We start from the raw sequence: 23,528 nt of genomic DNA, 5'->3' as shown, positions 1-23,528 counted from the left end.
GTATCGGTTGCTCACTGGATGTCGAGAATGGCCGATGCCAATACGACCTCCGTTCCCGCCAGACCGACCGAGCAGAATAATGTTGTGTCGAGAGGTGATGTCCGGCTGGAGACTGCCTGAACAGCAACATCTGCAAGCTCGCGCATGCGGTGCTCGTTGCTGGATCCGGCGAGAAAAAAGGGAGAGGGATAGGCCCGCGTTTGATCGAGCGAATCCGTGACAATCACGCTGGCCGCGTCCGCTATGTCGAGACCGATCTCATGCCCAGAAAGCGTTTTCGGACCGATCGTGTTGACGTGCGCGCCAGGCTTCAGATCGGACGCATGAATGACAGGCACATTGCTGTTCGTTGCGCAAAGAACGATGTCGGCATCCGCGACTGCCTCTGCAACGCTACCAACCGGTTCTACGGTTAGGTCCAATTGCCGTTGCATGCTTTCAGCGAAGGCTACACGGTTGCGCCGATCGCGGCTGAAGATACGAATGGCCGATATCTCTCTTGCCGCCACGGCGGCAAGTAACTGGGTTCGAGCATGGGCGCCACTGCCCAAAACGCCAACTGTTCTGGCGTCGGGAGAGGTGAGATGACGAATAGCAAGGCCTCCGATGGCTCCCGTCCGGATTTGACCTAATCTTTCACCCAGAATAATGCCTTTGAGCTGCGCACTATCCGCTGACCAAACTGCGACGATCTGCGAGTGCTCCATGCCGCTGAATGTTTCATAGGCACGAAAGCCGGCAAGAGGCTGTTGGCCAAGAACACCGCCAATCGTAAAGACGAGATCGCCATGACCCGGAAACGAGACATGATGTCGAGGCGGAGCTATCAAGCGGCCTGCTGCCTTCGCTCGGAAAGCTGCTTCCATGACATCGATTGCGAATGGCATCGATACAAGGCCATCCAAGTCCACATCCTGCAGTATTCTCATCACCGATTGCCTCCAGCGCGGAGCATGATGCAACCTCAAGCATAGTTGAGGTCAAGCCCAATAGGCGAAGTGGTGAAAAATGGATGCGAAATTTGTATTGCTTCCGATACTGGTGCAGATCGCGGAAGCCCTGTAAACCGGCGGGTAGGCTGAGTGACGCCGGATTTGCACCACCCCGACCCCGTCAACGAAAATAGCAACGGATTTCAGCATGCACGATGATGTCGCGCCGCAGGAGAATGCGATCCGGCACCTACTATCGGAGATGACGCCGCAATGGGCAGATCTTCCGATACAGCGTCTGAGATCCTCCGGCACCGACAATGCGATTTATCGCATAGGCGAAGCATTGCTCTTGCGTCTTCCGCGCCGCGAGGCTGCCGTGCATCTGATCGACAAAGAGCTCGATTGGTTGCCCCGGCTTGCGGATTTGCCGCTAAAGGTGCCGAGATTGCGCTTCCGTGGAAGCACCGAGCTTGGGCTGAAATGCAACTTCGGCATTTTCGACTGGATGGAAGGGAAGATCGCCTCTCCGGCCAATATTGCCGATCCGACCGCCGCAGCACTAGCGTTGGCTGAATTTCTCAAGGCTTTGCATCTGGTTGGCACGGAAGGCGCGCCGCTTGCGGGAGAACTCAATCATCGCCGTGGCGTGGCTCTGGAGGTTCTGTCTCCGGTTACGCTTGGGGCGATCGACATTCTGGCGAATGAGATCGACGCCCCTGCGGCCCACGATCTCTGGCAGCGGGCTTGCGCCACCGCGCATCGAGGACCGCCCGTCTGGCTGCACGGCGATCTCAAGGCGGATAATCTGATAGCCGAGGGCGGGCAACTGACCGGGGTGATCGATTGGGGCCTTTGCGCCGTCGGCGATCCCGCTGCCGACTACGCGGCAGCGTGGTCGTGGGTCGACCCCTCCGCCCGCGATGTCTTTCGCATGGCCTGCGAGGTGGATGATGCCGATTGGCTGAGAGCCGAAGGGTGGGCGCTGTACGGCGCGGTCATCGCGCTCAGCTACTATCGCGGTGGCCTGAACGAAGCTCTGTGCGAACAGTCGCGTCTCACCTTGTCGCGTCTAGGCATGCGGTAACCGTCGGTGGATTTGCGGGCCCCCGCTTCGGCCGTTACGGCATGCGTTTGAGCACGTCGTCTCTGCGAAAGAAGTGATGCCAGAGTGCGGCGAGGATATGCGCGCTCACAATGACGTAAAGGCAGTAGGCACCGTATTCATGGATATCGGCGGCGGTCCGCTCCAGTGTTTTGTTGACGGGCAACAGGTTCGGCCATTGGAAAAGACCGAACCAGGGAAGGTCATGGTCACCCGCCGCAGAGGTTGTGTAACCCGCAAGCGGCATCAGGATCATCAGCGCATAAAGCAGGATATGCGCGCCGCGTGCTGCATAATGGTTGAGGATATCGAGCGGCCCCTGATATGCCGGCTCGCCAAGCGAAAGTCGTAGCGGCAAGCGGATGGCGATCAGGACGAACGCCATCATACCAAGCGATTTATGCACGTCGAGAAGTGCGCGGCGCAACGGCCTGCCCGGCACGAGATACGAGCAGTAAAGGCCGAGGGCGAGGGCGGAAATGATGACGATGGCCATCAGCCAGTGCAAGATTCGCTGCGATGGTCGGTATTGGGCGGCTGCCGGGGCACTGGTGACGGACATGGGGTCTCTCCGGTCGTCCTGGGGATACGGCGCGGAGGCGTCATCGGTCCGAGTATGGCTGATTTGAAGGCCCGCCCGTTCACCTTCTCGCGAGCGGGGCGTTAATGGGATGATCAATCCGGAGCCCAGGTCGACGGCTGCGGCAGTCGCTCAATTCAAGGGGAATGCTGGTGTTCGGGCCAAAAGGCCAAACATCATTGCCCGGTTTTGCGCGGTATAGGATCCTGGTCGCCCGATATGGACAGGATTTCGCAGCTTTCCGTATGTGCCGGAGTGAGCGCATCTGTGTTAGGAGTCTTCAGGCAAATTCCGATTTTGTGCCCATCGATGCGGAAGAAGACGATTCCTCCGGTTTCGAGAGCCAGTCGCAGTTGAGCCTCGGTTGCCCGGTGCAGGCTATGGCGGTCGCCCTCATAGTCGCGGATCGTGCTGCGGGATACCCCCGAGCGGTCGGCGAGATCCATTTGGGTCCAGTCGAGAAATCCTCGGGCTGCTCGACAGAGCGCTGGTGTTAAAATCATCGCCTTCTTACCTTGACGTGCAGTTTCAAACTGCCCATATTGGTCAATATCTATCATATAGGGCATATTACGCCGGTTTGCTAGAGGTGTTCGCCGTTGCGGGGACTGAGGTGATCCGGCCAAGCGAAGGAACGACGTTTTGGGATAACCCGCGAGCCTATTTTCATTTTAGTACTTTTGGCTCTGCCGTTTATCGGAAGTCTTCTTTCCGTATGCCTCTTGCGCACGACCTCGCGCCGCACGCCGGCCTGGATCGCCGGCTCGGTGACCTTTATTGCGCTATTGATCGCAATCAGTTCGTACCCAGCCGTCATTGACGGAGGGGTGGTGCGATACAGCATCGAATGGCTGCCCCAGCTCGGGCTTGATTTCAGCCTTCGGATGGATGGCTTTTCCTGGCTCTTCTCCGTGGTCATCACGGCCATCGGCTTCCTCGTCATCGTCTATGCCCGATATTATATGTCGGAAGAGGATCCTGTTCCTCGCTTTTTCTCTTTCCTGCTTGCCTTCATGGGGGCGATGCTCGGTATCGTGCTTTCGGGCAATGTCATCCTGCTCTCGATATTCTGGGAGCTGACAAGCATTTTCTCTTTCCTGCTGATCAGCTATTGGCATAACAGCGCTGCCGCCCGCGATGGCGCGCGCATGGCGTTGACGATTACCGGCATCGGCGGCTTTTGCCTGCTGATCGGAGTGATCCTGCTTGGTCACATCGTAGGCAGCTACGATCTCGATAAGATTCTGGCGTCCGGCGACCTCATCCGCAATCATCCGCTCTATACGCCGGCGCTGGTGCTGATCCTGCTCGGTGCGCTGACCAAGAGTGCACAGTTCCCCTTCCACTTCTGGCTTCCGAATGCCATGGCCGCCCCGACGCCCGTCTCGGCCTATCTGCATTCGGCGACGCTGGTGAAGGCCGGCGTTTTTCTGCTGGCGCGCTTCTGGCCCGTTCTGGCCGGCACGGACGAGTGGTTCTATATTGTTGGCGCGGCAGGGATCACCACCCTGTTGCTCGGCGCCTATTTCGCGATGTTCCAACAGGACCTCAAAGGGCTGCTCGCCTATTCGACGATCAGCCACCTGGGCCTCATCACCACGCTGCTCAGCCTCGGCAGCCCACTTGCGACCGTCGCCGCCATCTTCCATATGCTGAACCATGCGACCTTCAAGGCATCGCTGTTCATGGCGGCCGGTATCATCGATCATGAGACGGGCACGCGCGACATGCGGCGCTTGAGCGGGTTGTTCCGATACCTTCCGTTCACCGGTGCGCTGGCGATCGTTGCGAGCGCTGCGATGGCCGGCGTTCCCCTCCTGAACGGCTTCCTGTCGAAGGAGATGTTTTTCGCGGAAGCCATCGAGACGCATGCCGATTCCATTCTGGACCGGATCTTGCCCTATGTGGCGACCCTGGCGAGCGCCTTCAGCGTCGCCTATTCATTGCGCTTCATTCAAACGGTGTTCTTCGGTCCCGCGCCGACAGACCTGCCGATCGTCAAGCCGCATGAACCGCCGCGCTGGATGCGCTTCCCGATTGAATTGCTTGTGATCGTGTGCCTCATCGTCGGTATCGTACCAGCCATATCCGTCGCTCCTTTCCTACAGGCGGCAGTCGTCAGCGTTTTGCACGCTGACACACCGCAATACAGTCTTTCGCTTTGGCATGGCGTCAATCTGCCGCTCGTCATGAGCGTCATCGCTCTCGTCGGCGGAACAGTGTTCTATTTCGTCTTCAAGGATTATCTGTCGCGATGCGAGGACGGCCCACCGCTGTTCCGTGGCCTGAAGGGTCAACGTATCTTCGAGCGCGTTCTGGTCGAGGTTTCATGGAATTGGGCCAGAAATGCCGAAAAGCGGATCGGTACGCGTAATTTGCAGCCACAGCTTCGCTGGGTGGTCGTGACCGGCTTTGCGGCCGGCCTGCTCCCGCTCTATCTATCCGGCTTTGAAGCGCCCCATTTCGCCTTTTCGGGCGCCGATCCGGTCTTCGCATCGGTTTGGGCGATCGGCATCTGCCTTGCGATCGGTACGGCATTTCTCGCCAAATATCACCGGCTTGCGGCTCTCGTGATGCTCGGCGGCGTCGGGTTGATTGTCTGCATGACCTTCGTCTGGCTGTCTGCACCGGACCTCGCGATCACGCAGCTGCTTGTTGAAATCGTCACGACGGTTCTCATTCTGCTCGGTTTGCGCTGGCTACCGAAGCGGACGGAAGGTGTCGATGATACCGTGGAACTGCGCGCCCGCTTCCGCCGTTTTCGCGACCTTACGGTTGCCGTCGCCTGCGGCGTCGGTATGGTGTTCATATCCTATGCCGTCATGACCATGCCGGCACCCGATGCCATTGCGAATTATTTCCTTGAGAATGCATACTCAAAGGGTGGCGGGCAGAATGTCGTAAACGTCATTCTGGTTGATTTCCGCGGCTTCGATACCCTGGGTGAAATCGCCGTTCTCGGCGTGGTCGCGCTCACCGTCTATGCGCTTCTGCGTCGTTTCCGCCCGGCTCCCGATAGCATGGAAATGCCGGAGCAGCAGCGGATCCAGAATCGCTTCGACGAGGAGCGGCCGGAACGTTCCGCCGGTGATACCGTGCGGGACTATCTGCTAGTCCCGTCGGTGATCATGCAATGGATGTTCCCCTTCGTGATCACCTTGTCCGTCTATATCTTCATGCGCGGGCATGATCTGCCTGGCGGCGGCTTTTCGGCGGGCCTGATACTGTCCATCGCGTTCCTGTTGCAATATCTCGCCGGCGGCACGCGCTGGGCGGAGGATCGCATTCGCATCTTGCCATTGCGCTGGATGGGGGCCGGCCTGCTCGTTGCGACGGCGACAGGCGCAGGCGCATGGTTCTTCGGCTACCCATTCCTCACGTCGCATTTCCAGTATCTGGATGTGCCGCTGATCGGGAAGGTACCGGCCGCGAGCGCGCTGCTCTTCGACCTCGGCGTCTTCATGCTCGTCGTCGGCTCAACTGTCCTGATCCTTGTCGCGCTTGCGCATCAATCGATCCGTATCAACCGCCTTCGCGCCATCGAGGCGGAAAAGGCAAAGGGGGATTGATGGAACTCATCTTGTCCGTTGCTATCGGTGTGATGACAGCCTGCGGTGTCTGGCTGATTCTGCGTCCTCGCACCTATCAGGTCATTATCGGCCTTTCGCTACTATCCTATGCCGTCAATCTCTTCATCTTCGGCGTCGGTGGCGTGAAGACGAACATGCCGCCGCTGCTGTCGAGCAGCGTGCCGACATCGACGCTCGCCGATCCGGTGCCACAGGCATTGGTGCTGACGGCGATCGTCATCGGCTTTGCGACCACCGCGCTCTTCCTCGTCGTGCTGCTTGCCTCGCGCGGGTTGACCGGCACTGACCATGTCGACGGAAGGAGCGACCGGAAATGACAGGCTGGTCGCACCACCTCATCATCGCTCCCATCCTGTTGCCGCTGGTCGCGGGTGCCGTTCTCCTGTTCATCGACGAGCGCGACCGCACGTTGAAAGCGCTTGTCAGCTTGGCGGCTGCGCTTCTGTTGGTCGGCATTGCGCTCGCGCTCTTCCGCACGGAAGGCGGGTCCGCGGGCCGGGAACAAGCCTATCTTCTCGGAAACTGGAGCGCGCCCTTTGGTATCGTGCTGGTGCTCGATAGTCTTTCGGCGCTCATGCTTCTGCTGACGTCGATTGTCGCTGTTGCCGCATTGATCTTCTCGCTTGCGCGCTGGCATGCGGTCGGCGCCCATTTCCACACCATGTTCCAGTTGCTGCTCATGGGCGTCAATGGCGCGTTTCTGACCGGCGATCTTTTCAATCTCTTCGTCTTCTTCGAAGTGATGCTGGCCGCCTCTTACGGCCTGCTGCTCCATGGTTCCGGGCCACTTCGCGTCAAAGCGGGAATGCACTACATCGCCGTCAATCTCGCGGCAGCGCTGCTCTTTCTCATCGGTGTCAGCCTGATCTACGGCACGGCGGGAACGCTCAATATGGCCGATCTTGCAGTGCGCCTTCCCGAAATGGCCGCTGACCGCCGCATGCTCATGCAGGCAGGCGCCGGCGTGCTCGGCATCGCTTTCCTGATTAAGGCCGGCATGTGGCCGCTGTGTTTCTGGCTGCCGACCGCATATAGTGCAGCGTCGGCACCCGTTGCAGGCATATTCGCCATTCTGAGCAAGCTCGGGATCTATGTCATCCTGCGACTGACCATGCTTCTTTTCGGTCAAGGGCCTTCAGCCGGCTTCGGCGCGACCATGCTCCTCTATGGAGGCATGGCGACGTTGATTTTCGGCATTATCGGGGTTCTGGCATCGCAGGCGCTCGGGCGGCTTGCCGGCTTTTCTGTGCTGGTGTCGTCCGGAACCCTGCTGATGGTGATCGGCATCAACGATGGATCCATCTCGGCCGGTGCCTTGATGTATCTCGTCAGCTCCACGTTGACGATCAGCGCCTTCTTCATGCTGATCGAGCTTGTCGAGCGCGGTCAGGATGCGGGCGCCAGCGTTCTTGCGGTTACCATGGAAGCCTATGGGGACGCCGAGGAGAAGGAGCCTGAGGAAGGCGACGGGGTCACCATGCCCGGCACCACGGCGATGCTTGGCATCTGCTTTGCCGCCTGCGCCATCCTTCTGGCCGGCCTGCCGCCGCTTTCAGGCTTCGTCGCCAAGTTTGCGATGCTGTCGGCCATGATGGGAACAGGCGCGATCGGCGTGCCGCCGAGCGCCTCCGTCTGGGCGTTGATCCTGCTGGTAATCCTGTCCGGCATTGCCGCCCTGATTTCCATGACACGCGCCGGCATTCGCACATTCTGGAGCTCGCTTGAGGGCACGGTCCCGCGCGTGCTCGTCATCGAGATATTGCCGGTCATGGGCCTGCTTGCCCTGACGCTTGCGCTCACCATATGGGCGGGTTCCGTCATGCAATATATGGAGGCAACGATCCGGACGCTCAGCGATCCCAGCGTCTATGTCAACGCAGTCCGCAATGCGGCAGTCGTGTCGAGCAAGGCAGGAGGTTCGTGATGCTGCCGTATCCGTTGCTGACCCTGGCCCTGATCCTGATCTGGCTCCTGCTGAACGGCTTCACGCTCGGCCATCTTCTTCTCGGCATCGTCGTCGCCGTCTTTGCCTCCTGGGCCATGGCGTCGCTGCGGCCCGAAAAGCCGAAGTTGAGAAAGTGGTATCTGCTGCCCAAGCTCTTCTTTCGCGTCGTTTTCGACGTGTTGAAATCGAATGTGCAGGTGGCGTGGATCATCCTGCGCGGCGGTTCGCGGAACGCGACACCTGGTTTCGTGACCCTGGAACTCCGGGTTCGGGATCAGATCTCGTTGGCATTGCTCGCCGTCATCCTCACCAGCACGCCCGGTTCCGCATGGCTCGAATATGATTCCAACGACAATACCGTTCTGCTCCATGTGCTTGATCTCGAGAACGAGGCACTATGGCGCGAAACTGTCGCCAACCGCTATGAAAGCCTGTTGATGGAGATATTCGCATGAGCGCGATGATCATCCAAATATCCGTCTCGGTCGCGCAGCTGATGATCGTCGCTGCCATGGCGATCTCGTCTGTTCGCATGTTTCGCGGCCCGCGTGCCCAGGATCGCATCATTGCGCTCGATACCTTGTATGTGAACGCGATGCTGCTGTTGCTTACCTTCGGGATCAGTACGGGCCGGGTGGTCTATTTCGAGGCCGCGCTCGTCATCGGCATGCTTGGCTTCGTCGCGACCGTCGCACTTGCGAAATTCCTGATGCGCGGCGAGGTGATCGAATGAGCACTCCATTCGAAAACATACCGCTTTGGGCCGCAATCCCCATCGGTGGATTGCTTGTAGTCGGCGCCTTTCTAACCCTCGTCGGCGCAATCGGCTTTCTGAGAATGGGAAGCTTCTACGAGCGCATCCATGCTCCCACGCTGGGAACGAGCGGCGGTATCGGTGCCATCATGGTGGCATCGATGATCTTCTTTTCGACATCGACGCATTCCCTCGTCATCCATGAACTTCTGATCGGCATCTTCGTAACGGTGACGACACCCATCACCTTCATGCTGCTCGCCCGAGCGGCACTACATCGCGATCGCGCCGAGCAGAATGGCAATGTTCCGCCCAAGAACGCGCGAGGCGAGTCTTCGGCCGAAGGGCCTTTGCCATAGACCACCGGCTCGTTCTTTCGGCGCTCAAAGCCAGCCGAGAGCGGTTGCCGCACGGATAGCCTCCGCCCGACGCTGGCAACCGAGCTTACGAAACAGATTTCCGAGGTGAAACTTCACGGTCACCTCAGAAATGCTGAGCGTATTGGCGATGCGCTTGTTGGACATGCCGCTGGCAATCAATTGCATCATCTGCGCCTCGCGTTGCGACAGGCCACCTTGCAGTGCGCGGGCTTGGGGCGAATTCACGGAGGCGGCAAAGAGCGAAAGTGCGGTGCGGACATCGGATGATGTCTCGATGAAGCCGCGAATACGTTCGTTCTTCAACAGCGGGGAAAGAAAGATGCGTTCCTCGGAGAGCACGCCATGGCATCCGAGGCGGGTCGACGCTTCGAGCGCGGACAAGAGGTGAGCACGGGTTGCCGCTCTATCGCGGCGTTGGTAGGCGGCATAGCTATGCCAGAGTTGCAGCGCGACCTTCTCGCGGTTCGTCACCTTGGGGTTGGCGATCAGCGCGTCGATCTGACGTGAGAGATAGGGACGGGGCGTCGCAAGGCGGACAGCATCGCGCAGCCAGGCCATTGTGTAGGAGATCTCGTCGCGCCTCGTCAGGCGCGTCAGCTCTTCATGCGCGCTCTCGACCCAGTTGCGGCCGATCCGCATGCGGACTGCCGAAAGCGTGGCAGCAGCATCGCCCCAGCGATCGGCATTCTGGTAGGCGATGGCCGTTCGGATTTCCATCATGGCGTGGAACTGCAGCCCCTCTGACAGATGAATCCAAAGTCCGTCGAGAAATCCTGGCCGTATCGCCATCGGAAAATGGTCCGCTAGAATCTGCGAGGCGTAGTGAAGGGCAAATTGCATGAGGCTGGGCCAGATTTCGGCGGCGGCGAAACCGTCGAATTCGCCTTGAACGAATTGGAGGAGATCGCGCGGCTGCCCTGCTTCATAGGCAATACAGGCTTCCACCAGGCGCAGCATGCGGAATTCCGCCTCCGCCATGTGCGGCACCTGCTCTAGCTTGAGGCGCGCATCTTTTGCGGCGCGCCTTGCAAACAGCGCATCGCCGCTCATCAGCCGCAACACCGCCTGATGCAGGTGAATGAAGAATTCGAGCAGTGGCTGGCCGCCCATGTGGCCAAGGTAGATCAGCGCCCGGGCGGCGGCGGCTTCCGCCTCCCGAAAGTTTCGACGGCGGATTTCGAACTCCAGCAGCGCATTGTAGTAGGCTGCCCATTTACCGTGATCGCCCATGGGGTAATCAGCCATGAATTCCCCGAGGCGGGTGATCATAGCGTCGGTGGGCATCAGATCCTCGGAGATCATGAGGTTGAGCCTGAAGGTTCGGGCAGCGAAGGAGAAGCGCGATCCGCGCAGCAAGACCTTGAGCGGGTCCAGATAATCCGAGCCCAGATGTTTGCCGACGAGATGGCGGACACGCTGCAGCTCCCCGAGTTTCAATAGCATCCGCGCGAGCGCGAAAAGCACGATCTCGTTGGTCGCGATCATTTCGTGAGAGAAGCGCATGATGATGTCACGGAAGGCATCAAGGCTATTTCTGTATATCAGCTCCAGCCCTCGGGAACGCTCAAGAATCTGCGCTGCATGTGCCTCGTGCCCGTGGTCGAGAAGCAAGGTCATGGCCGCCAGTGCCCGCCCAGCTTTTTCGAAGGCAGATGCGACTTCGATGACGGCGACAGTGCTCTCGAATGTCGCGAGACGCTCGCTAACGGCGATGACGAGAAGCTGACGGAGCTCGATGTGCTTGTCCGGCTCGTCGATGAGGAGGGGAGGCAGCAAGTCCGCCCAGTCCTCGTTGGCGGTCGGTATCGGTGTTTCAAGCCAGATCGAGAGGGTGGCGGTTTGCGCCGGTGAAAGGTGACCAAGAAAATTCTCGCGCAAGTAATCGGTAGCCAGGCGCGGAGCTTTGGAACCGACCAGCGGCAGGAAGGCGGGCCAGCCAGCGTAATGCTCAAGAAGGCTGCGTGCGTCTTCCGCCGGCAAGCCGCTCAATTCTTCCGCCAAGAAGGTCAATTCGTCCGCACGGATCGTCGTCGAGCCGCGATGAAGAATGAGACGCGCCAATCCGCTGATGCGCTGGTCTGGACGACAGGCAACGACCAGTATGTCGATGTTTTCCAGCAATGGTGCGGAGAGACGCGCCGACCGAGCCGAGACCGGCACGTCCCAGAAAAGCCACCCACCCTCGATGTCGTTCATGCGAGGTTGCTGCAAGTTGCATACATGCTTGCCCATACCCTCGGCGGCCATGGAAAGCGTGACGGTCTTTCCTGCTCCAGCAGGGGCTCGCAGAAAGATGACACCGGCTCGTTGCTCGGCGATGCGATGGCAAAGGCGTTGGCGAGGGATCGGTGCATCCATGTCGCTTTGTAAGCGATCGCGGATGAATAACCTATACCTTAAAGCCAAAAAACTATACTTTTAACTAGTTGTTCGCCGCCCGCAGATGAGGATTGTTGTCTGTCAGTTAGCTGGCGAACAAGGAACCTCCCGTCGATGCAGCAACATCCGTTGGTCGCGATCCTGACGCGGCTCGGCACGTTCGTGCTGGTCATGATCGCGCTCTCAATCATGATTTTCGCGCTTGCGCGCGTCGTGCCGGGCGATCCGGCGCGCATGGCACTCGGTCCGGCGGCAACGCAGGAACAGGTCGATGCTCTGCGCGCGCAAATGGGTTTGGATAAGCCGCTGCCGGCGCAATATGCCGAGTATGTCGGCAAGGCGCTGCGCGGCGATCTCGGCATGTCTCTGGTCTCGCAGCGTCCTGTTACCACCGATCTGGAGCAGACCGTGCCGGCGACCGTCGAGCTGGTGCTCGTCTCGGTGATCTTCATGTTCGTGGTGGCTATCCCGCTCGGTGTGATCACAGCCCATTTCCGCGATCGCGCACTGGATCATATCGGCCGTATCCTGTCGCTGACTGGGGTCACTATCCCAAGCTTCCTGTTTGCGATCAGTCTGCAGTTGCTGGCGGCTCGCTGTTTGCCGAACTGGCCGATCATCGGTCGCCTCGATCATTCCCTAAGCTTTCAGGCCGGCCCGACCGGGTTCCTGTTGATCGACAGCCTGACGGCCGGTCGTCTGGACGTGTTTCTCGACGCACTCCAGCATCTCATCCTGCCAGCCTTCGCGCTCGCCATGGCCGGCATTGGACAGATTACCCGTATCACCCGGTCCTCCATGCTTGAGAACCAACGCAAGGACCATGTCCTGACTCTTCAGAGCTTCGGCGTGCCCGAGCGGGTCATCATTTTCCGCTATCTCCTCAAGCTGTCGTCGATCGCGCCGCTGACGATCATGGGGCTCGAATTCGCCTCGCTCATCGGCAATGCCTTCGTCATCGAGATGGTGTTTGCCTGGGGCGGCTTTGCCTCCTACGGACTGAACGCCATTCTGCAGAAAGACCTCAATGCGGTGACTGCCGTGGTGCTGGTCGCCGGCCTGTTTTTCATCGCTGCGAACCTGGTCGTGGACGTCCTGATCTCGATCATCGACCCGCGCCAGCGCCGCGAGGAGGCACGCTGATGGCCGATATGAAGATGCTTGACGCCTCCGATCGCGCTCTGAGCACAGGCTATATGATGTGGTATCGCTTCAGCCGCAATCCGGCTGCGGTGATCGGTACGCTGATCCTGATTTCCGTTGTCGTGCTTGCAGTCTTTGCTCCCTGGCTCACGCCCTATCCGAAGCATGTAGGCGCTGTCGTCGATTTCCGCGCCAGGCATGTCGCGCCGGATGCCACCCATTGGTTCGGCACCGACAAGGTGGGCCGGGATATCTTTTCCCGCACCGTTTTCGGCATGCGCGTTTCCCTGCTTCTGGTGATCGGCGTGCTCGGCATTTCCGTGCCGATCGGCACGGTGCTCGGCCTGATCGCCGGTTACTTCGGCGGCTGGGTCGAAAAGATCATCACGGGTCTGACGAACGTCATGCTGGCGATGCCGCCGCTCGTCATGGCGCTTGCCGTGTCGAACCTGCTTGAGCCGAACCTGATGAACGCGATGATCGCCATCACGCTGCTGTGGTGGACATGGCATGCGCGGTTGATCTACTCCGTTTCCAAGTCCATCGCGTCGGAAGACTATATCGAGGCAGCCCGGCTTGCCGGAGCCGGACCCATGCACATCCTGTTCCGCGAAATTCTGCCGAACTGTGTTGCGGTCATTTCCGTCAAGACGACCTTGGATGCGGCTTTCGTCATCCTGTTCGGCGCCACCCTCAGCTTCCTTGGCTTCGGCGTGAAGCCGCCCATTCCCGACCTCGGTTCCATGGTCGCCGATGGCCGCCAGTTTATGCCCAGTTATTGGTGGGAAGTCGTCTGCCCCGGTGCCGCGGTCTTTTACGTGACGCTCGGGTTCAATCTCCTAGGCGACGGCTTGCGCGACATGTTTGATGTGGAGGGCTGATTCCATGACAGAGCCGCTTCTCAAGATCGACGCTCTCAACGTCTCGTTCACGACCTACGGCCGCACCCGTCAGGTGCTGCGCGATATCGCCCTGACTGTCGCAGCCGGCGAACGCGTCGCACTGATCGGCGAAACCGGATCAGGCAAGTCGGTGACAGCGAAGGCAATCATCGGCACCCTGCCAAGAAACGCCACCATCAGTTCCGGCACCATCTCTGTCGCGGGTCGTGATGTCCTTAAAATGCAGCGACGGGAGCGCGAGGCGCTGAAAGGCACCGCCTTTTCTTTGATCATGCAGGATCCACTTTCCTCCTTTAATCCGGTCTTCAAGATCGGCACGCATCTCGACGATGTCATGCGTTTTGCCGACAAGCGCGATGGTATCCGTTCGTCGAAGGCCGAGCGCCGTACGCGGATTGCTGCCATCTTGCGGCGCGTGCAGCTTGCCGATGGCGAACGTGTGATGAATGCCTATCCGTCCGAGCTTTCGGGCGGCATGCGTCAGCGCGTTCTGATCGGGCTTGCACTGTTGCACCAGCCGAAGCTCTTGATCGCTGACGAACCCGGCACCGCGCTTGACGTGACGACGCAAGACGAGATCCTCAATCTCATCAACCAGTTGGTGGTCGAGGAGGGTATGGCTCTTCTCATGATCACCCACAATCTCGGTGTCGTGCGCAAGGTTGCGGATCGTGTGGTGGTCATGCATCACGGCGATATCGTCGAGGCCGGCCCTTGTCGCGAGATTCTGACCAGCCCGCAGCAGCCTTATACCAAGGCGCTTCTCGATGCTGTACCGCCTCTTTATGGCGACCGCGTCGTCGATCTGCCGCAGAGCGATCGTGCTCCCATCGTCAAGGTGGAGGGGCTGAACAAGATCTACGGCAGGAAGCCCGGCTTCCATGCCGTTCGCGACGTGAACCTGACGCTGCGTCAAGGCGAAATCTTCGGATTGGCCGGCGAGTCCGGCTCGGGCAAGACGTCGGTCGCACGCATCATCATGGAATTGTCGCGCCCGACGTCGGGCAGCGTGGCCATCGACGCGCCGGCCCCGGGTTGTGGTAAGCGGCTGACGCAGATCGTCTATCAAAATCCCGGCACCTCGCTCAATCCCAAGCGCAATGTTCAGCAGACGCTTGCGCTGCCCTTGAAATCCATCGGCATGGATCGGCCGGCTCGCGAAGCGCGGATGAAGCAGCTCATGGATCTCGTGCGCCTGCCGCAATCCTATTTGGCAAAGTACCCTCATGAGCTTTCCGGCGGCCAGAAGCAGCGTGTGGCGATTGCACGTGCGCTTGCTGCCGAGCCGAAGATCCTGATCCTGGACGAGCCGACGGCAGCGCTTGACGTGTCGGTGCAGAAAACCGTGATCGAGCTGCTGTTGCAGCTGCGCGAAGAACTTGGTCTCACCTATCTGATGATCTCGCATGACCTATCGCTGATGCGCAATTTCTGCTCGCGCATCGCCATCATGCTGCGAGGCGAGGTCGTCGAGGAAGGACCGACGCCGGCGGTCTTTGCCGCACCCAATCACCCCTACACACGCGCGCTGATAGCCGCCATTCCCGTCGTCACCGACGAAGAAGAGCGCCTGAAGCCCAGCGTGAGCGAGGAAGAGCGCATGCGCTTCCTCGTCAAAACCACAGACTGATCGAAGAGGAGCCTAACGTGTATCGCGTTGGAATTGACGTCGGCGGCACCAATACGGATGCTGTCGTCCTTGAGGGAAAAACTGTTCTGGCGGGGGTCAAGGCCTCGACGACAGAAGACGTGACGTCGGGCGTGGTCGAGGCGCTGGAGAAGGTCATCGAAGCCTCCGGCATCGATCGTACCCGCATCGCAGCCGTCATGATCGGCACAACGCATTTCACCAATGCTGTCATCGAGCGCCGTCATATGGACGAGGTTGCGGCCATCCGCCTGAGCTTGCCGTCGGGCGCCGGTCTGCCGCCCATGGTTGATTGGCCCGATGACCTGCGCGAGATCGTCGGCAATCACGGCTATCAGGTCAAAGGTGGCTACGAGTTCGATGGCCGTGAACTTTCGCCGCTCGACGAGGATGCCATCGTGCGCATCGCCGGCGAAATCCGGTCAAAGGGCTTGAAGGCCGCCGCGGTGACCTGCGTTTTCAGCGGCATCAACGATGCCATGGAGTTGCGAGCGAAGGAAATTCTGCAGCAGCATTGCCCCGGCCTGCCTGTCGTCATGTCGAAGGATATCGGCCGTCATGGCCTTTTGGCGCGCGAAAGTGCGGCGATCATGAACGCAAGCCTCCTCTCGCTTGCTGATCGCACCGTCGCTGCCTTCGGCAAGGCGCTTGTCGCTGCAGGTATCCCATGCCCGTTCTACATCACGCAGAACGACGGCACGCTGATGGCCGCCGATGTCGTACGCGCTTTCCCGGTGCTGACCTTTGCCTCCGGTCCGACCAATTCCATGCGTGGGGCAGCGTTCCTGACTGGGCTGAAGGATGCCGTCGTCGTTGACATCGGCGGCACGACCTCGGACGTCGGCTCTCTCTCGCACGGCTTCCCCCGCCAGGCCTCTACGACGGTCGATATTGGCGGGGTCCGCACCAATTTCCGTATGCCTGACGTCTTCTCGATCGGCCTGGGTGGCGGCTCGCTCGTCGTCAACGGCGATACGGCTATCACCGTCGGACCTAAGTCGGTCGGCTATCGCGTGCGCCAAGAAGCCATGTGCTTCGGCGGCACGACACTCACGGCAACCGACATCGCTGTAGCAGCCGGCAAGGCCGAAATCGGTGACAGTGCGCTCGTCACCAAACTCGACAAGAGACTAATTGATGCTGCAGTGGCAAAGATCAACGCCATGCTGGAGGCTTGCGTCGAGCGGAGCCGCATTTCCTCTACGCCGGTGCCGGTCATCGCAGTCGGCGGCGGCTCGATCCTGATGCCTGATCGCATCGGTGATCTCCAGGTGATCATGCCGGAAAATTTTGCCGTCGCAAACGCCGTTGGCGCCGCCATCGCCCAGATCAGCGGCGAGACGGATCGGGTCTTCTCGCTTGTCGACGGTCGCACGCGCGAGAGCGCGCTTGCCGAGGCTGAAGCCGAAGCGCGTGAAAAGGCAATCGCTGCCGGTGCCCTTGCAGAAACCCTTGAAGTTATCGAGCGCGAGGACACGCCGCTTGCCTATCTGCCAGGCAACGCCACGCGCATTCACGTCAAAGTCGTCGGTGAAATGGGAGGCCATCATGCCTGAGACGCGTAAGCAGAAATACGATGATGCCGCTCTGCGCCGGCTGACGCCCGAGGATCTCGATGCGCTGGAAATCGGAGCGGGCATTCTCGGCACCGGTGGCGGCGGCAACCCCTATCAGGGCAAGCTCCTCGTCCTCGAAGCCATGAAGGCTGGCTACGAGATGAAGGTTCTCGCGACAGACGCCATCGAGCCGGATGCGCTTTGCATGTCGATCGGCGGCATCGGCGCACCCGTCGTCGGCGTCGAGCGCATCCGCGAGGGGCGTGAAGGATTACGCTGCCTGCGGGCAATGGAAGAGCTTATCCGCACGCCGATCGATGCCATCGTCTGCGAGGAAATCGGCGGCGCGAATTCGATGAACCCGCTGGTCACAGCGGCTCTCGGCGGTCTGCCCATCCTCGATTGTGACGGGATGGGGCGGGCCTTTCCCGAAATGCAGATGACGACCTTCTCGATCTACGGCCACAGCTCGACGCCGTCGGTCATGTGCGATCTGCACGGCAATGCGGTGATCTTCAGCCATGCCGTATCTGAAGTTTGGCACGAACGTATGGCTCGCGCCTGCGTTGTGGCGCAAGGCGGCGGCGCGATGCTGGCAACGGCGCCGATGCACGCTCACTACGTCCACCAGTACGGCATCCCAAAGAGCTTCACCAAGGCGATCGCGCTTGGCGAAGCGGTGATCCGCGCACGCAGGGCACAGGAAGATCCGATCGCCGCGGTTTGCGCGCTGGAAGGCGGGCGGCGAGTGTTCAACGGCAAGATCACCGACCTGAAGCGTCATCTGCGCGGCGGCTTCGTCATCGGCGATATGGAACTGGCCGGCTTCGACGATTGCAACGGCCAGACGGCGAATGTGGCGATCCAGAACGAGTTCCTGGTCTTCCGTCGTGACGGCGTGATCGAAGTCTGCGTGCCGGATCTAATCGTGCTGCTCGATGTCGATACAGGCTATCCGATCACCACCGAAATGCTGCGCTACGGCCAGCGCGTCGCCGTTGTCGCCATTCCCTGCCACGAGCTGTTGCGCAGCGCTCGCGCGCTCGATGTCGTTGGCCCGGCCGCGTTCGGATATCCGGAGATCACCTATTCCCCGCTGCCAGCCCCAGGGCAGAAGGCAGCCTAACCATAAGCGGGGCAGTTCCCGTACAAAGAGGAGAACTTGAATGAAGATGGGTTCCAACGGTCTACGTCTTTCGGCGCTTCTGCTTGCCGGCGCCACGGCATTGCCGCTGACGTCGGTTGCGGCATCAGCCGCCGACAAGGTGTCGATTGCCGTCAACACGATGCAGATTTTCAGCTCGCTCGATCCGGCGAAGGTCACCGACTACACGGGCTACATGGCCATCGTGAACATGTATGATGCCCTGACGACGGTCAGTCCTTCGGGCGGGATCGTGCCGCATCTGGCAAAATCCTGGGACATTTCCCAGGACGGCCTGACCTATACGTTCCATCTTCGCGACGATGCCAAGTTCCAGGACGGCTCGCCCGTGAAGGCCTCCGATTTCGTCTGGTCAATTCAGCGTCTGATCGGCATCAACAAAGGCCCATCCAATCTCGTTGTCGGCCTCGTGAAGCCCGAAAACGTCACCGCACCGGACGAGAAGACCGTCGTCGTCAAACTAGATCGCCAGTTCTCGCCGTTCATGGCCGTCACACCGCTGATGATGGCGCTGAACGAGAAGCTGATCGAAGCCAACTCCAAGCCGGATGACAAATGGGGCGAAGCCTATGTCGGCGAGCACTCCGCCGGCTCCGGCCCCTACAAGCTCGTCAGCTACAATCGCTCCGCCGATATGGTGATCGCTCGCAACGCCGATTATTTCCTCGGCTGGACCAAGGGTACGCCGATCGACGAAGTGCGCTTCGTTCAGACGAGCGACGATGCGACCGTCAAGGCGCTGGCCGAAAAGGGCGAGTTAGGTCTTTCCTCGCATGGTCTTGGGAACGACACTTATGAAACGATCGGCAAGATGCCGGGCTATAAGCTGCTCCAGTCGACGACGGCGGGTGGCTTCGTCATCAAGCTGAACAGCAAGGTCTATCCGACCGACGATGTGCATGTGCGGCGTGCGATTGCCTATGCCACCGACTACAAGACCATCCAGGAGGCGATCTACCCCGGCTTCGACATGACCGGTCCGCTTTCGACCGTCTTCAAGGACGCCCATAGCAACGATATCCAGCCCGGCGTTTTTGATCTCGAAAAGGCGAAGGAAGAGCTCGCCAAATCGAAATATGCCGGCCAGAAGATCACCCTGGTTAACAGCTACGTCGCCTCGCTTGCCTTTGAATCCGAGGTCGCGCTGCTGATGCAGGCCAATCTCGAACAGATCGGCATTACGCTCGATATCAAGCCCGAGCCCTGGAACCGCATCGTCGAGCTTTCGTCGAAGCCGGAAACCACGCCGGCGTCGACGCAAGTCAACATCTCGCCCAATTATCCGTCACCGGACGCGATCTTCTACAACCAGTACCACTCAAAGGCTTCAGGCACCTGGATGTCGATGGAATGGCTGCAGAATCCCGAGGTCGACGCACTGATCGACAAGGCGCGGGCGACCACTGACATCAAGGGTCAGAATGCGACCTACAAGGAACTGCAGGCAAAGCTCGCCGAGCTGCAACCCGACGTGTGGGCAGTGTCGCCGAATCGGCGCTATGCAGCGAACAAGTGCTTGCAGGGCTACGCGTTCATTCCCATGCAGAGCTGGGATCTGAATTTCTCGAACTTCCATTGGGACTGCAAGGCGAACTGATCTTCGCCTGCACAGGACACCGACCCGGCCCCATTCGGGGTCGGGACAGCTAGTGCAACTCCGGGAAAAGTGCGGAGCGGTTTCCGTCCGGAATTGCGAGGAAACAAAGAGATAGAGCGGCTCAGAGTTCCGTGAAATGCTGAACCGCTCTATTGCCGAAGGTGAAACATGCTTCAGGAATTCGCCGAAGAAAATATCGAGCCGCTCGCAACGGGAGCCTGGATCCTGGGAACCGGGGGCGGTGGCAATCCCTATATTTCGACCCTCAATCTTCGAAGGCTCTATGCCGAAGGTCGTCGCGTACAGGTGATGGATCCGATGGCGCTCGATGATGACGACATGGTTGCCGTCGTCTCGAAGATGGGGGCGCCGCTTGTGGGACAGGAGCGTCTAAGTGATCCCGTGCATCTTGCGCGTGCGGTCGAGGTCATGGAGGATTATCTCGGCAAGCCGTTCCGCGCGATCATGAGCGTCGAGATTGGCGGCTCGAATGCGCTGTCCTCCTTCCTCGCTGCCGCGATCCTGGGCAGGCCGGTCGTCAACGCCGATGCGATGGGACGTGCCTATCCCGAGGCGCAGATGACCTCCTTCGCCATCGGCAATCTGCCGATGTATCCGCTTTCCCTGGTCGACGTGCGCGACAACGAGGTCATCGTCACCAAGGCTGCGTCCTGGAAGTGGATGGAGCGGATTTCGCGCAAGGTCTGCACGGAAGTCGGCTCGACGGCCGCCACCTGCAAGGCGCCGCGCACCGGCCGTGAGGTGAAGAATTGGGGCATTCACTACACCATCACCAAGGCGACGGAGCTTGGCCGCGCCGTCATCGAGGCGCGCGCGCGTCATGACGATCCGGTCAAGGCGGTTCTCGATCACGAGGGCGGCAAGCAATTGTTCCGCGGCAAGGTGATCGATGTGGCACGCGAAACCACGGGCGGCTTCCTACGTGGGCGCACCGTGATTGAAGGCATCGATGCTGACAAGGGTTCGCGCATGGAGCTTGCCTTCCAGAATGAATGGGCCGTCGCCTTCCGCGATGGCGAACCGGTAGCGATGACACCGGATCTTCTTTGCCTTCTCGACACGATTTCCGGCGGCGCCATCGGCACCGAGTCTGTGCGCTATGGCCAGCGCGTGACCGTTGTCGCCCTGCCGGCTCCGGAACTCCTGACCACGCCCGCGGGGATCGCTGCTGTCGGCCCGCGTGCTTTCGGCTATGACATTGATTTCAGATCGGTATTCGCATGAAGCGCATCGGTATTGACGTTGGCGGCACCAATACGGATGCCGTTCTGATCGACGGTGAAAAGATCATCGCCTCCATCAAGGTTCCCACGACACAGGATGTGATGTCCGGTGTAAAAGCGGCCCTGAGCCATGTCGCCGGCTATGTCGGCGGATCCGGCCGGCCGATCGACGCCGTGATGATCGGCACCACGCATTTCACCAACGCCGTCGTCGAGCGGGCGCGGCTGGAACGTGTGGCTGCTATCCGCATTGCGCTTCCGACCGGTGCGTCCCTGCCGCCGATGTGCGATTGGCCTGACGATCTGCGCGCGGCCGTCGATCCGCGGATCTTCATGGTTCACGGCGGCCATGAGTATGACGGCAGTCCGCTCGTGCCCATGATCCCGGATGAAATCCGCGAAGCGGCGATGAAGATCCGCGATGCCGGTATCACATCTATCGCGATATCGGCGACCTTTTCGCCGCTGACGACGGAATGCGAGGTCAAGGCTGCCGAGATCGTCCGTTCGGTGATCCCCGATGCAAGGATCACGCTGTCGCACACACTTGGACGGATCGGCCTGCTCGAGCGCGAAAATGTCGCGCTTCTCAATGCAGCACTGCAGTCGCTCGGCAGGACGACGGTACAGGCATTTTCGGATGCGTTGCGCGAAGCAGGCGTTACAGCCCCCTTCTATCTGACGCAGAATGACGGCACGGTCGCTCTGGCTGATGTCGCGGCGACCAATCCGGTTCACAGCTTTGCATCCGGCCCGACGAATTCAATGCGGGGCGCAGCCTTTCTCACCGGCTTGAGTGATGCCATGGTCATCGATGTCGGCGGCACGACATCGGATATCGGCTGCCTCGTTGGTGGCTTCCCGCGCGAGGCCAACAACATCGTCCATATCGGCGGCGTGCGCACGCTGTTCCGCATGCCGGATCTTCTGCCGATCGCACTTGGCGGCGGAACAATCATCGATCCGGAAACAGGCAAGGTCGGCCCGCGTTCAGTTGGCTATCGCATCCTGACGGAGGCGCGCGTCTTCGGCGGCAACACGCTGACAACGTCGGACGTCGCCGTCGCCGCCGGTCTGATCGAGATGGGAGACAAGGATCGCGTTCGCGACCTCGACCCGGCCTTCGTGAAGGCGAGCCTCGGACGCATCCGCGACATGGTGACAGACAGCTTCGACCAGATGAAGACTTCGGCGGAGGATGTGCAACTGATCGCCGTCGGCGGCGGCGCCTTCCTGATCCCCGATAAGATCGCGGGTGCTTCAGAGGTTCTTCGCGTCGAAAATGCCGGCGTTGCCAATGCGCTTGGCGCTGCGATGGCGCAGGTTTCGGGCGAAGTCGACCAGGTGTTCTCGGGGTTGAGCCGCGACGAAGCTCTCGCGAAGGCAGAGGCGGAGGCTCAGAACGCGGCAGTTGCTTCCGGCGCCAGCCGCGCCAGCCTGAAGACGCTCGAAGTCGAGGACATTCCAATTGCTTATCTGCCTGGCGGTGCGCGGCGCGTAAGAGTAAGGGTCATCGGCGATATCGCCTTTAAATGAATCGCGGTGCCCGATCGTCTTGGTTGGACGCCACTTATGGGAGCGGCACTCGGCGCACAGGAAGCGCTGATGCTGGATCGGAGCAGGAAATGATGAAAATTGCGCTGGCCATTCATGGCGGTTGTGGTGTCATGCCGGAAAATAGCATGACACCGGAGGAGTGGGCGGGAGCGCGACGCGATCTCGGTGCGGCTCTGCGTGCAGGTTATGCGCTGCTGAAGACTGGTGGCAGCGCTGTTGATGCCGTCGAGGCAGCTGTCGTTGTCATGGAAGACAGCCCGCACTTCAATGCCGGTCATGGCGCGGCCCTCAACGAAAATGGCGCGCACGAACTCGACGCATCGATCATGGACGGCGCGACGTTGGAAGCGGGTGCCATCAGCGCATCGCATGCGATCCGCAATCCGGTCAAGGCAGCCCGTCTGTTAATGGAGGATGGTCGCGCGGTTTACATGACCGGTCCCGCGGCAGATCGTTTCGCTGAGGAAAAAGGCCTCCCGGTCGAGCCGCAATCCTATTTCACCACGCAGAAACGGGTCGATGCGCTGCAAGCCATGAAACGGCACGCCGCTGCCGGTACTGAAGGGACCGAAAACGAAAAACACGGCACCGTCGGCGCCGTGGCGCTCGATGCCGCCGGCCATCTCGCCGCTGCAACGTCAACCGGCGGCTATACAAACAAGCCTGACGGACGGGTGGGCGACAGCCCGGTCATTGGCGCGGGCACTTATGCGCGCGACGGCGTCTGTGCAGTTTCTGGCACAGGCAAGGGTGAGTTCTTCATCCGTTATGTCGTTGGACACGAGATCGCATCTCGGATGGCCTATCTCAAGCAGGATATTGCGGTCGCGACGGACGGGCTTATCAACCATGATCTGGCCCCGCATCAGATCGGCGCCGGATTGGTTGCCCTGGATGCCCAGGGTATTGTCGCTGCGCCCTACAATACGCCGGGGATGTTCCGTGGCTGGGTGACGCCGGAAGGCAAGGCTTTCGTTGCGACGCATGAAGAGGTCTACGAGGTCGAACTCTAGAAGGTCTGTTTAAGCAGGGCTGCGACCTGCGGTGCCTT

Annotated in this window: 19 protein-coding genes and 1 pseudogene; 16 read left to right on the top strand and 4 right to left on the bottom strand. The window is 60.2% G+C overall.

All coding sequences use genetic code 11. From position 1 onward, the window contains the following. Positions 1-11 precede the first annotated feature (11 nt). Positions 12-929 (bottom strand): ornithine cyclodeaminase family protein, encoded by a 918-nt coding sequence (locus QD461_RS30610; RefSeq protein WP_414090981.1) that lies wholly within the window; start codon positions 927-929, stop codon positions 12-14. A 211-nt stretch (positions 930-1,140) separates the two neighbouring features. Between QD461_RS30610 and QD461_RS30605 the strand changes: the two genes are divergently transcribed. Continuing rightward, positions 1,141-2,019, top strand: coding sequence for an aminoglycoside phosphotransferase family protein (locus QD461_RS30605; RefSeq protein ID WP_414090959.1), 879 nt, complete (start codon positions 1,141-1,143; stop codon positions 2,017-2,019). A 34-nt stretch (positions 2,020-2,053) separates the two neighbouring features. Here the strand turns inward: QD461_RS30605 and QD461_RS30600 are convergent, their stop codons facing one another. Both QD461_RS30600 and QD461_RS30595 read right to left on the bottom strand, forming a co-directional pair. Beyond that, the gene (locus tag QD461_RS30600; RefSeq protein ID WP_414090958.1) at positions 2,054-2,599 is read right to left on the bottom strand and encodes a cytochrome b; all 546 of its coding nucleotides are present in this window, start codon (positions 2,597-2,599) and stop codon (positions 2,054-2,056) included. Between the two features lie 293 nt (positions 2,600-2,892). Then, positions 2,893-3,186, bottom strand: a pseudogene (locus QD461_RS30595) (helix-turn-helix domain-containing protein); the annotation flags it as partial. A 78-nt stretch (positions 3,187-3,264) separates the two neighbouring features. Between QD461_RS30595 and QD461_RS30590 the strand changes: the two are divergent. Genes QD461_RS30590 through mnhG form a run of 6 tightly spaced genes read left to right on the top strand, consistent with a single transcriptional unit; the run spans position 3,265 to position 9,265 of the window. After that, positions 3,265-6,186 carry a monovalent cation/H+ antiporter subunit A gene (locus tag QD461_RS30590; RefSeq protein ID WP_414090980.1) on the top strand — a complete coding sequence of 974 codons (2,922 nt, stop codon included), beginning with the start codon at positions 3,265-3,267 and terminating at the stop codon, positions 6,184-6,186. Beyond that, positions 6,186-6,524, top strand: coding sequence for a Na+/H+ antiporter subunit C (locus QD461_RS30585; protein WP_184705189.1), 339 nt, complete (start codon positions 6,186-6,188; stop codon positions 6,522-6,524). Before QD461_RS30590 ends, QD461_RS30585 begins: the two co-directional genes overlap by 1 nt. Continuing rightward, positions 6,521-8,131 (top strand): monovalent cation/H+ antiporter subunit D, encoded by a 1,611-nt coding sequence (locus QD461_RS30580; RefSeq protein WP_414090957.1) that lies wholly within the window; start codon positions 6,521-6,523, stop codon positions 8,129-8,131. The genes QD461_RS30585 and QD461_RS30580 overlap by 4 nt, the downstream gene beginning before the upstream one ends. Beyond that, complete coding sequence (locus tag QD461_RS30575) at positions 8,131-8,607, top strand: Na+/H+ antiporter subunit E (protein ID WP_414090956.1); 477 nt, start codon at positions 8,131-8,133, stop codon at positions 8,605-8,607. Before QD461_RS30580 ends, QD461_RS30575 begins: the two co-directional genes overlap by 1 nt. Further along, positions 8,604-8,885, top strand: coding sequence for a K+/H+ antiporter subunit F (locus tag QD461_RS30570; RefSeq protein WP_414090955.1), 282 nt, complete (start codon positions 8,604-8,606; stop codon positions 8,883-8,885). The genes QD461_RS30575 and QD461_RS30570 overlap by 4 nt, the downstream gene beginning before the upstream one ends. Then, on the top strand, positions 8,882-9,265 hold the full coding sequence (mnhG, locus tag QD461_RS30565; RefSeq protein ID WP_184705197.1) for a monovalent cation/H(+) antiporter subunit G: 384 nt from the start codon (positions 8,882-8,884) through the stop codon (positions 9,263-9,265). Before QD461_RS30570 ends, mnhG begins: the two co-directional genes overlap by 4 nt. 24 nt (positions 9,266-9,289) lie before the next feature. Here the strand turns inward: mnhG and QD461_RS30560 are convergent, their stop codons facing one another. Further along, a complete protein-coding gene (locus QD461_RS30560; protein WP_414090954.1) occupies positions 9,290-11,644 on the bottom strand; it encodes a LuxR C-terminal-related transcriptional regulator in 2,355 nt (784 codons plus the stop codon). Positions 11,645-11,779: 135 nt separating this feature from the next. On the opposite strand from QD461_RS30560, the gene QD461_RS30555 reads away from it, so the two are divergent. From QD461_RS30555 to QD461_RS30515, 9 genes are all read left to right on the top strand, one after another. Beyond that, positions 11,780-12,808: an ABC transporter permease gene (locus QD461_RS30555; RefSeq protein ID WP_414090953.1), complete on the top strand. Its 1,029-nt coding sequence runs from the start codon at positions 11,780-11,782 to the stop codon at positions 12,806-12,808. Beyond that, entirely contained in the window at positions 12,808-13,689 is an 882-nt protein-coding gene (locus tag QD461_RS30550; protein WP_184705203.1) for an ABC transporter permease, read from the top strand. The genes QD461_RS30555 and QD461_RS30550 overlap by 1 nt, the downstream gene beginning before the upstream one ends. A gap of 4 nt (positions 13,690-13,693) precedes the next feature. Further along, positions 13,694-15,340 (top strand): ATP-binding cassette domain-containing protein, encoded by a 1,647-nt coding sequence (locus QD461_RS30545; protein ID WP_414090952.1) that lies wholly within the window; start codon positions 13,694-13,696, stop codon positions 15,338-15,340. 17 nt (positions 15,341-15,357) lie between these two features. Beyond that, positions 15,358-16,914, top strand: a complete 1,557-nt coding sequence (locus tag QD461_RS30540) for a hydantoinase/oxoprolinase N-terminal domain-containing protein (RefSeq protein WP_414090951.1) — start codon at positions 15,358-15,360, stop codon at positions 16,912-16,914. Then, a complete protein-coding gene (locus tag QD461_RS30535; protein WP_414090950.1) occupies positions 16,907-18,040 on the top strand; it encodes a DUF917 domain-containing protein in 1,134 nt (377 codons plus the stop codon). Before QD461_RS30540 ends, QD461_RS30535 begins: the two co-directional genes overlap by 8 nt. A gap of 40 nt (positions 18,041-18,080) precedes the next feature. Then, positions 18,081-19,676, top strand: a complete 1,596-nt coding sequence (locus tag QD461_RS30530; RefSeq protein WP_414090949.1) for an ABC transporter substrate-binding protein — start codon at positions 18,081-18,083, stop codon at positions 19,674-19,676. Positions 19,677-19,844: 168 nt separating this feature from the next. Next, on the top strand, positions 19,845-20,921 hold the full coding sequence (locus tag QD461_RS30525; protein ID WP_414090948.1) for a DUF917 domain-containing protein: 1,077 nt from the start codon (positions 19,845-19,847) through the stop codon (positions 20,919-20,921). Then, positions 20,918-22,456 carry a hydantoinase/oxoprolinase N-terminal domain-containing protein gene (locus QD461_RS30520; RefSeq protein WP_414090947.1) on the top strand — a complete coding sequence of 513 codons (1,539 nt, stop codon included), beginning with the start codon at positions 20,918-20,920 and terminating at the stop codon, positions 22,454-22,456. Before QD461_RS30525 ends, QD461_RS30520 begins: the two co-directional genes overlap by 4 nt. Before the next feature lie 89 nt (positions 22,457-22,545). Continuing rightward, the gene (locus QD461_RS30515; RefSeq protein ID WP_414090946.1) at positions 22,546-23,490 is read left to right on the top strand and encodes an isoaspartyl peptidase/L-asparaginase family protein; all 945 of its coding nucleotides are present in this window, start codon (positions 22,546-22,548) and stop codon (positions 23,488-23,490) included. Positions 23,491-23,528: the final 38 nt, after the last annotated feature.

It is taken from the genome of Rhizobium sp. BR 314, from assembly GCF_047445805.1.
Taxonomy (GTDB): Bacteria; Pseudomonadota; Alphaproteobacteria; order Rhizobiales; family Rhizobiaceae; genus Rhizobium; species Rhizobium lusitanum_B.
Note: the sequence above shows the minus strand (reverse complement) of the source record. Positions and strands in the feature narration are given on the sequence as shown.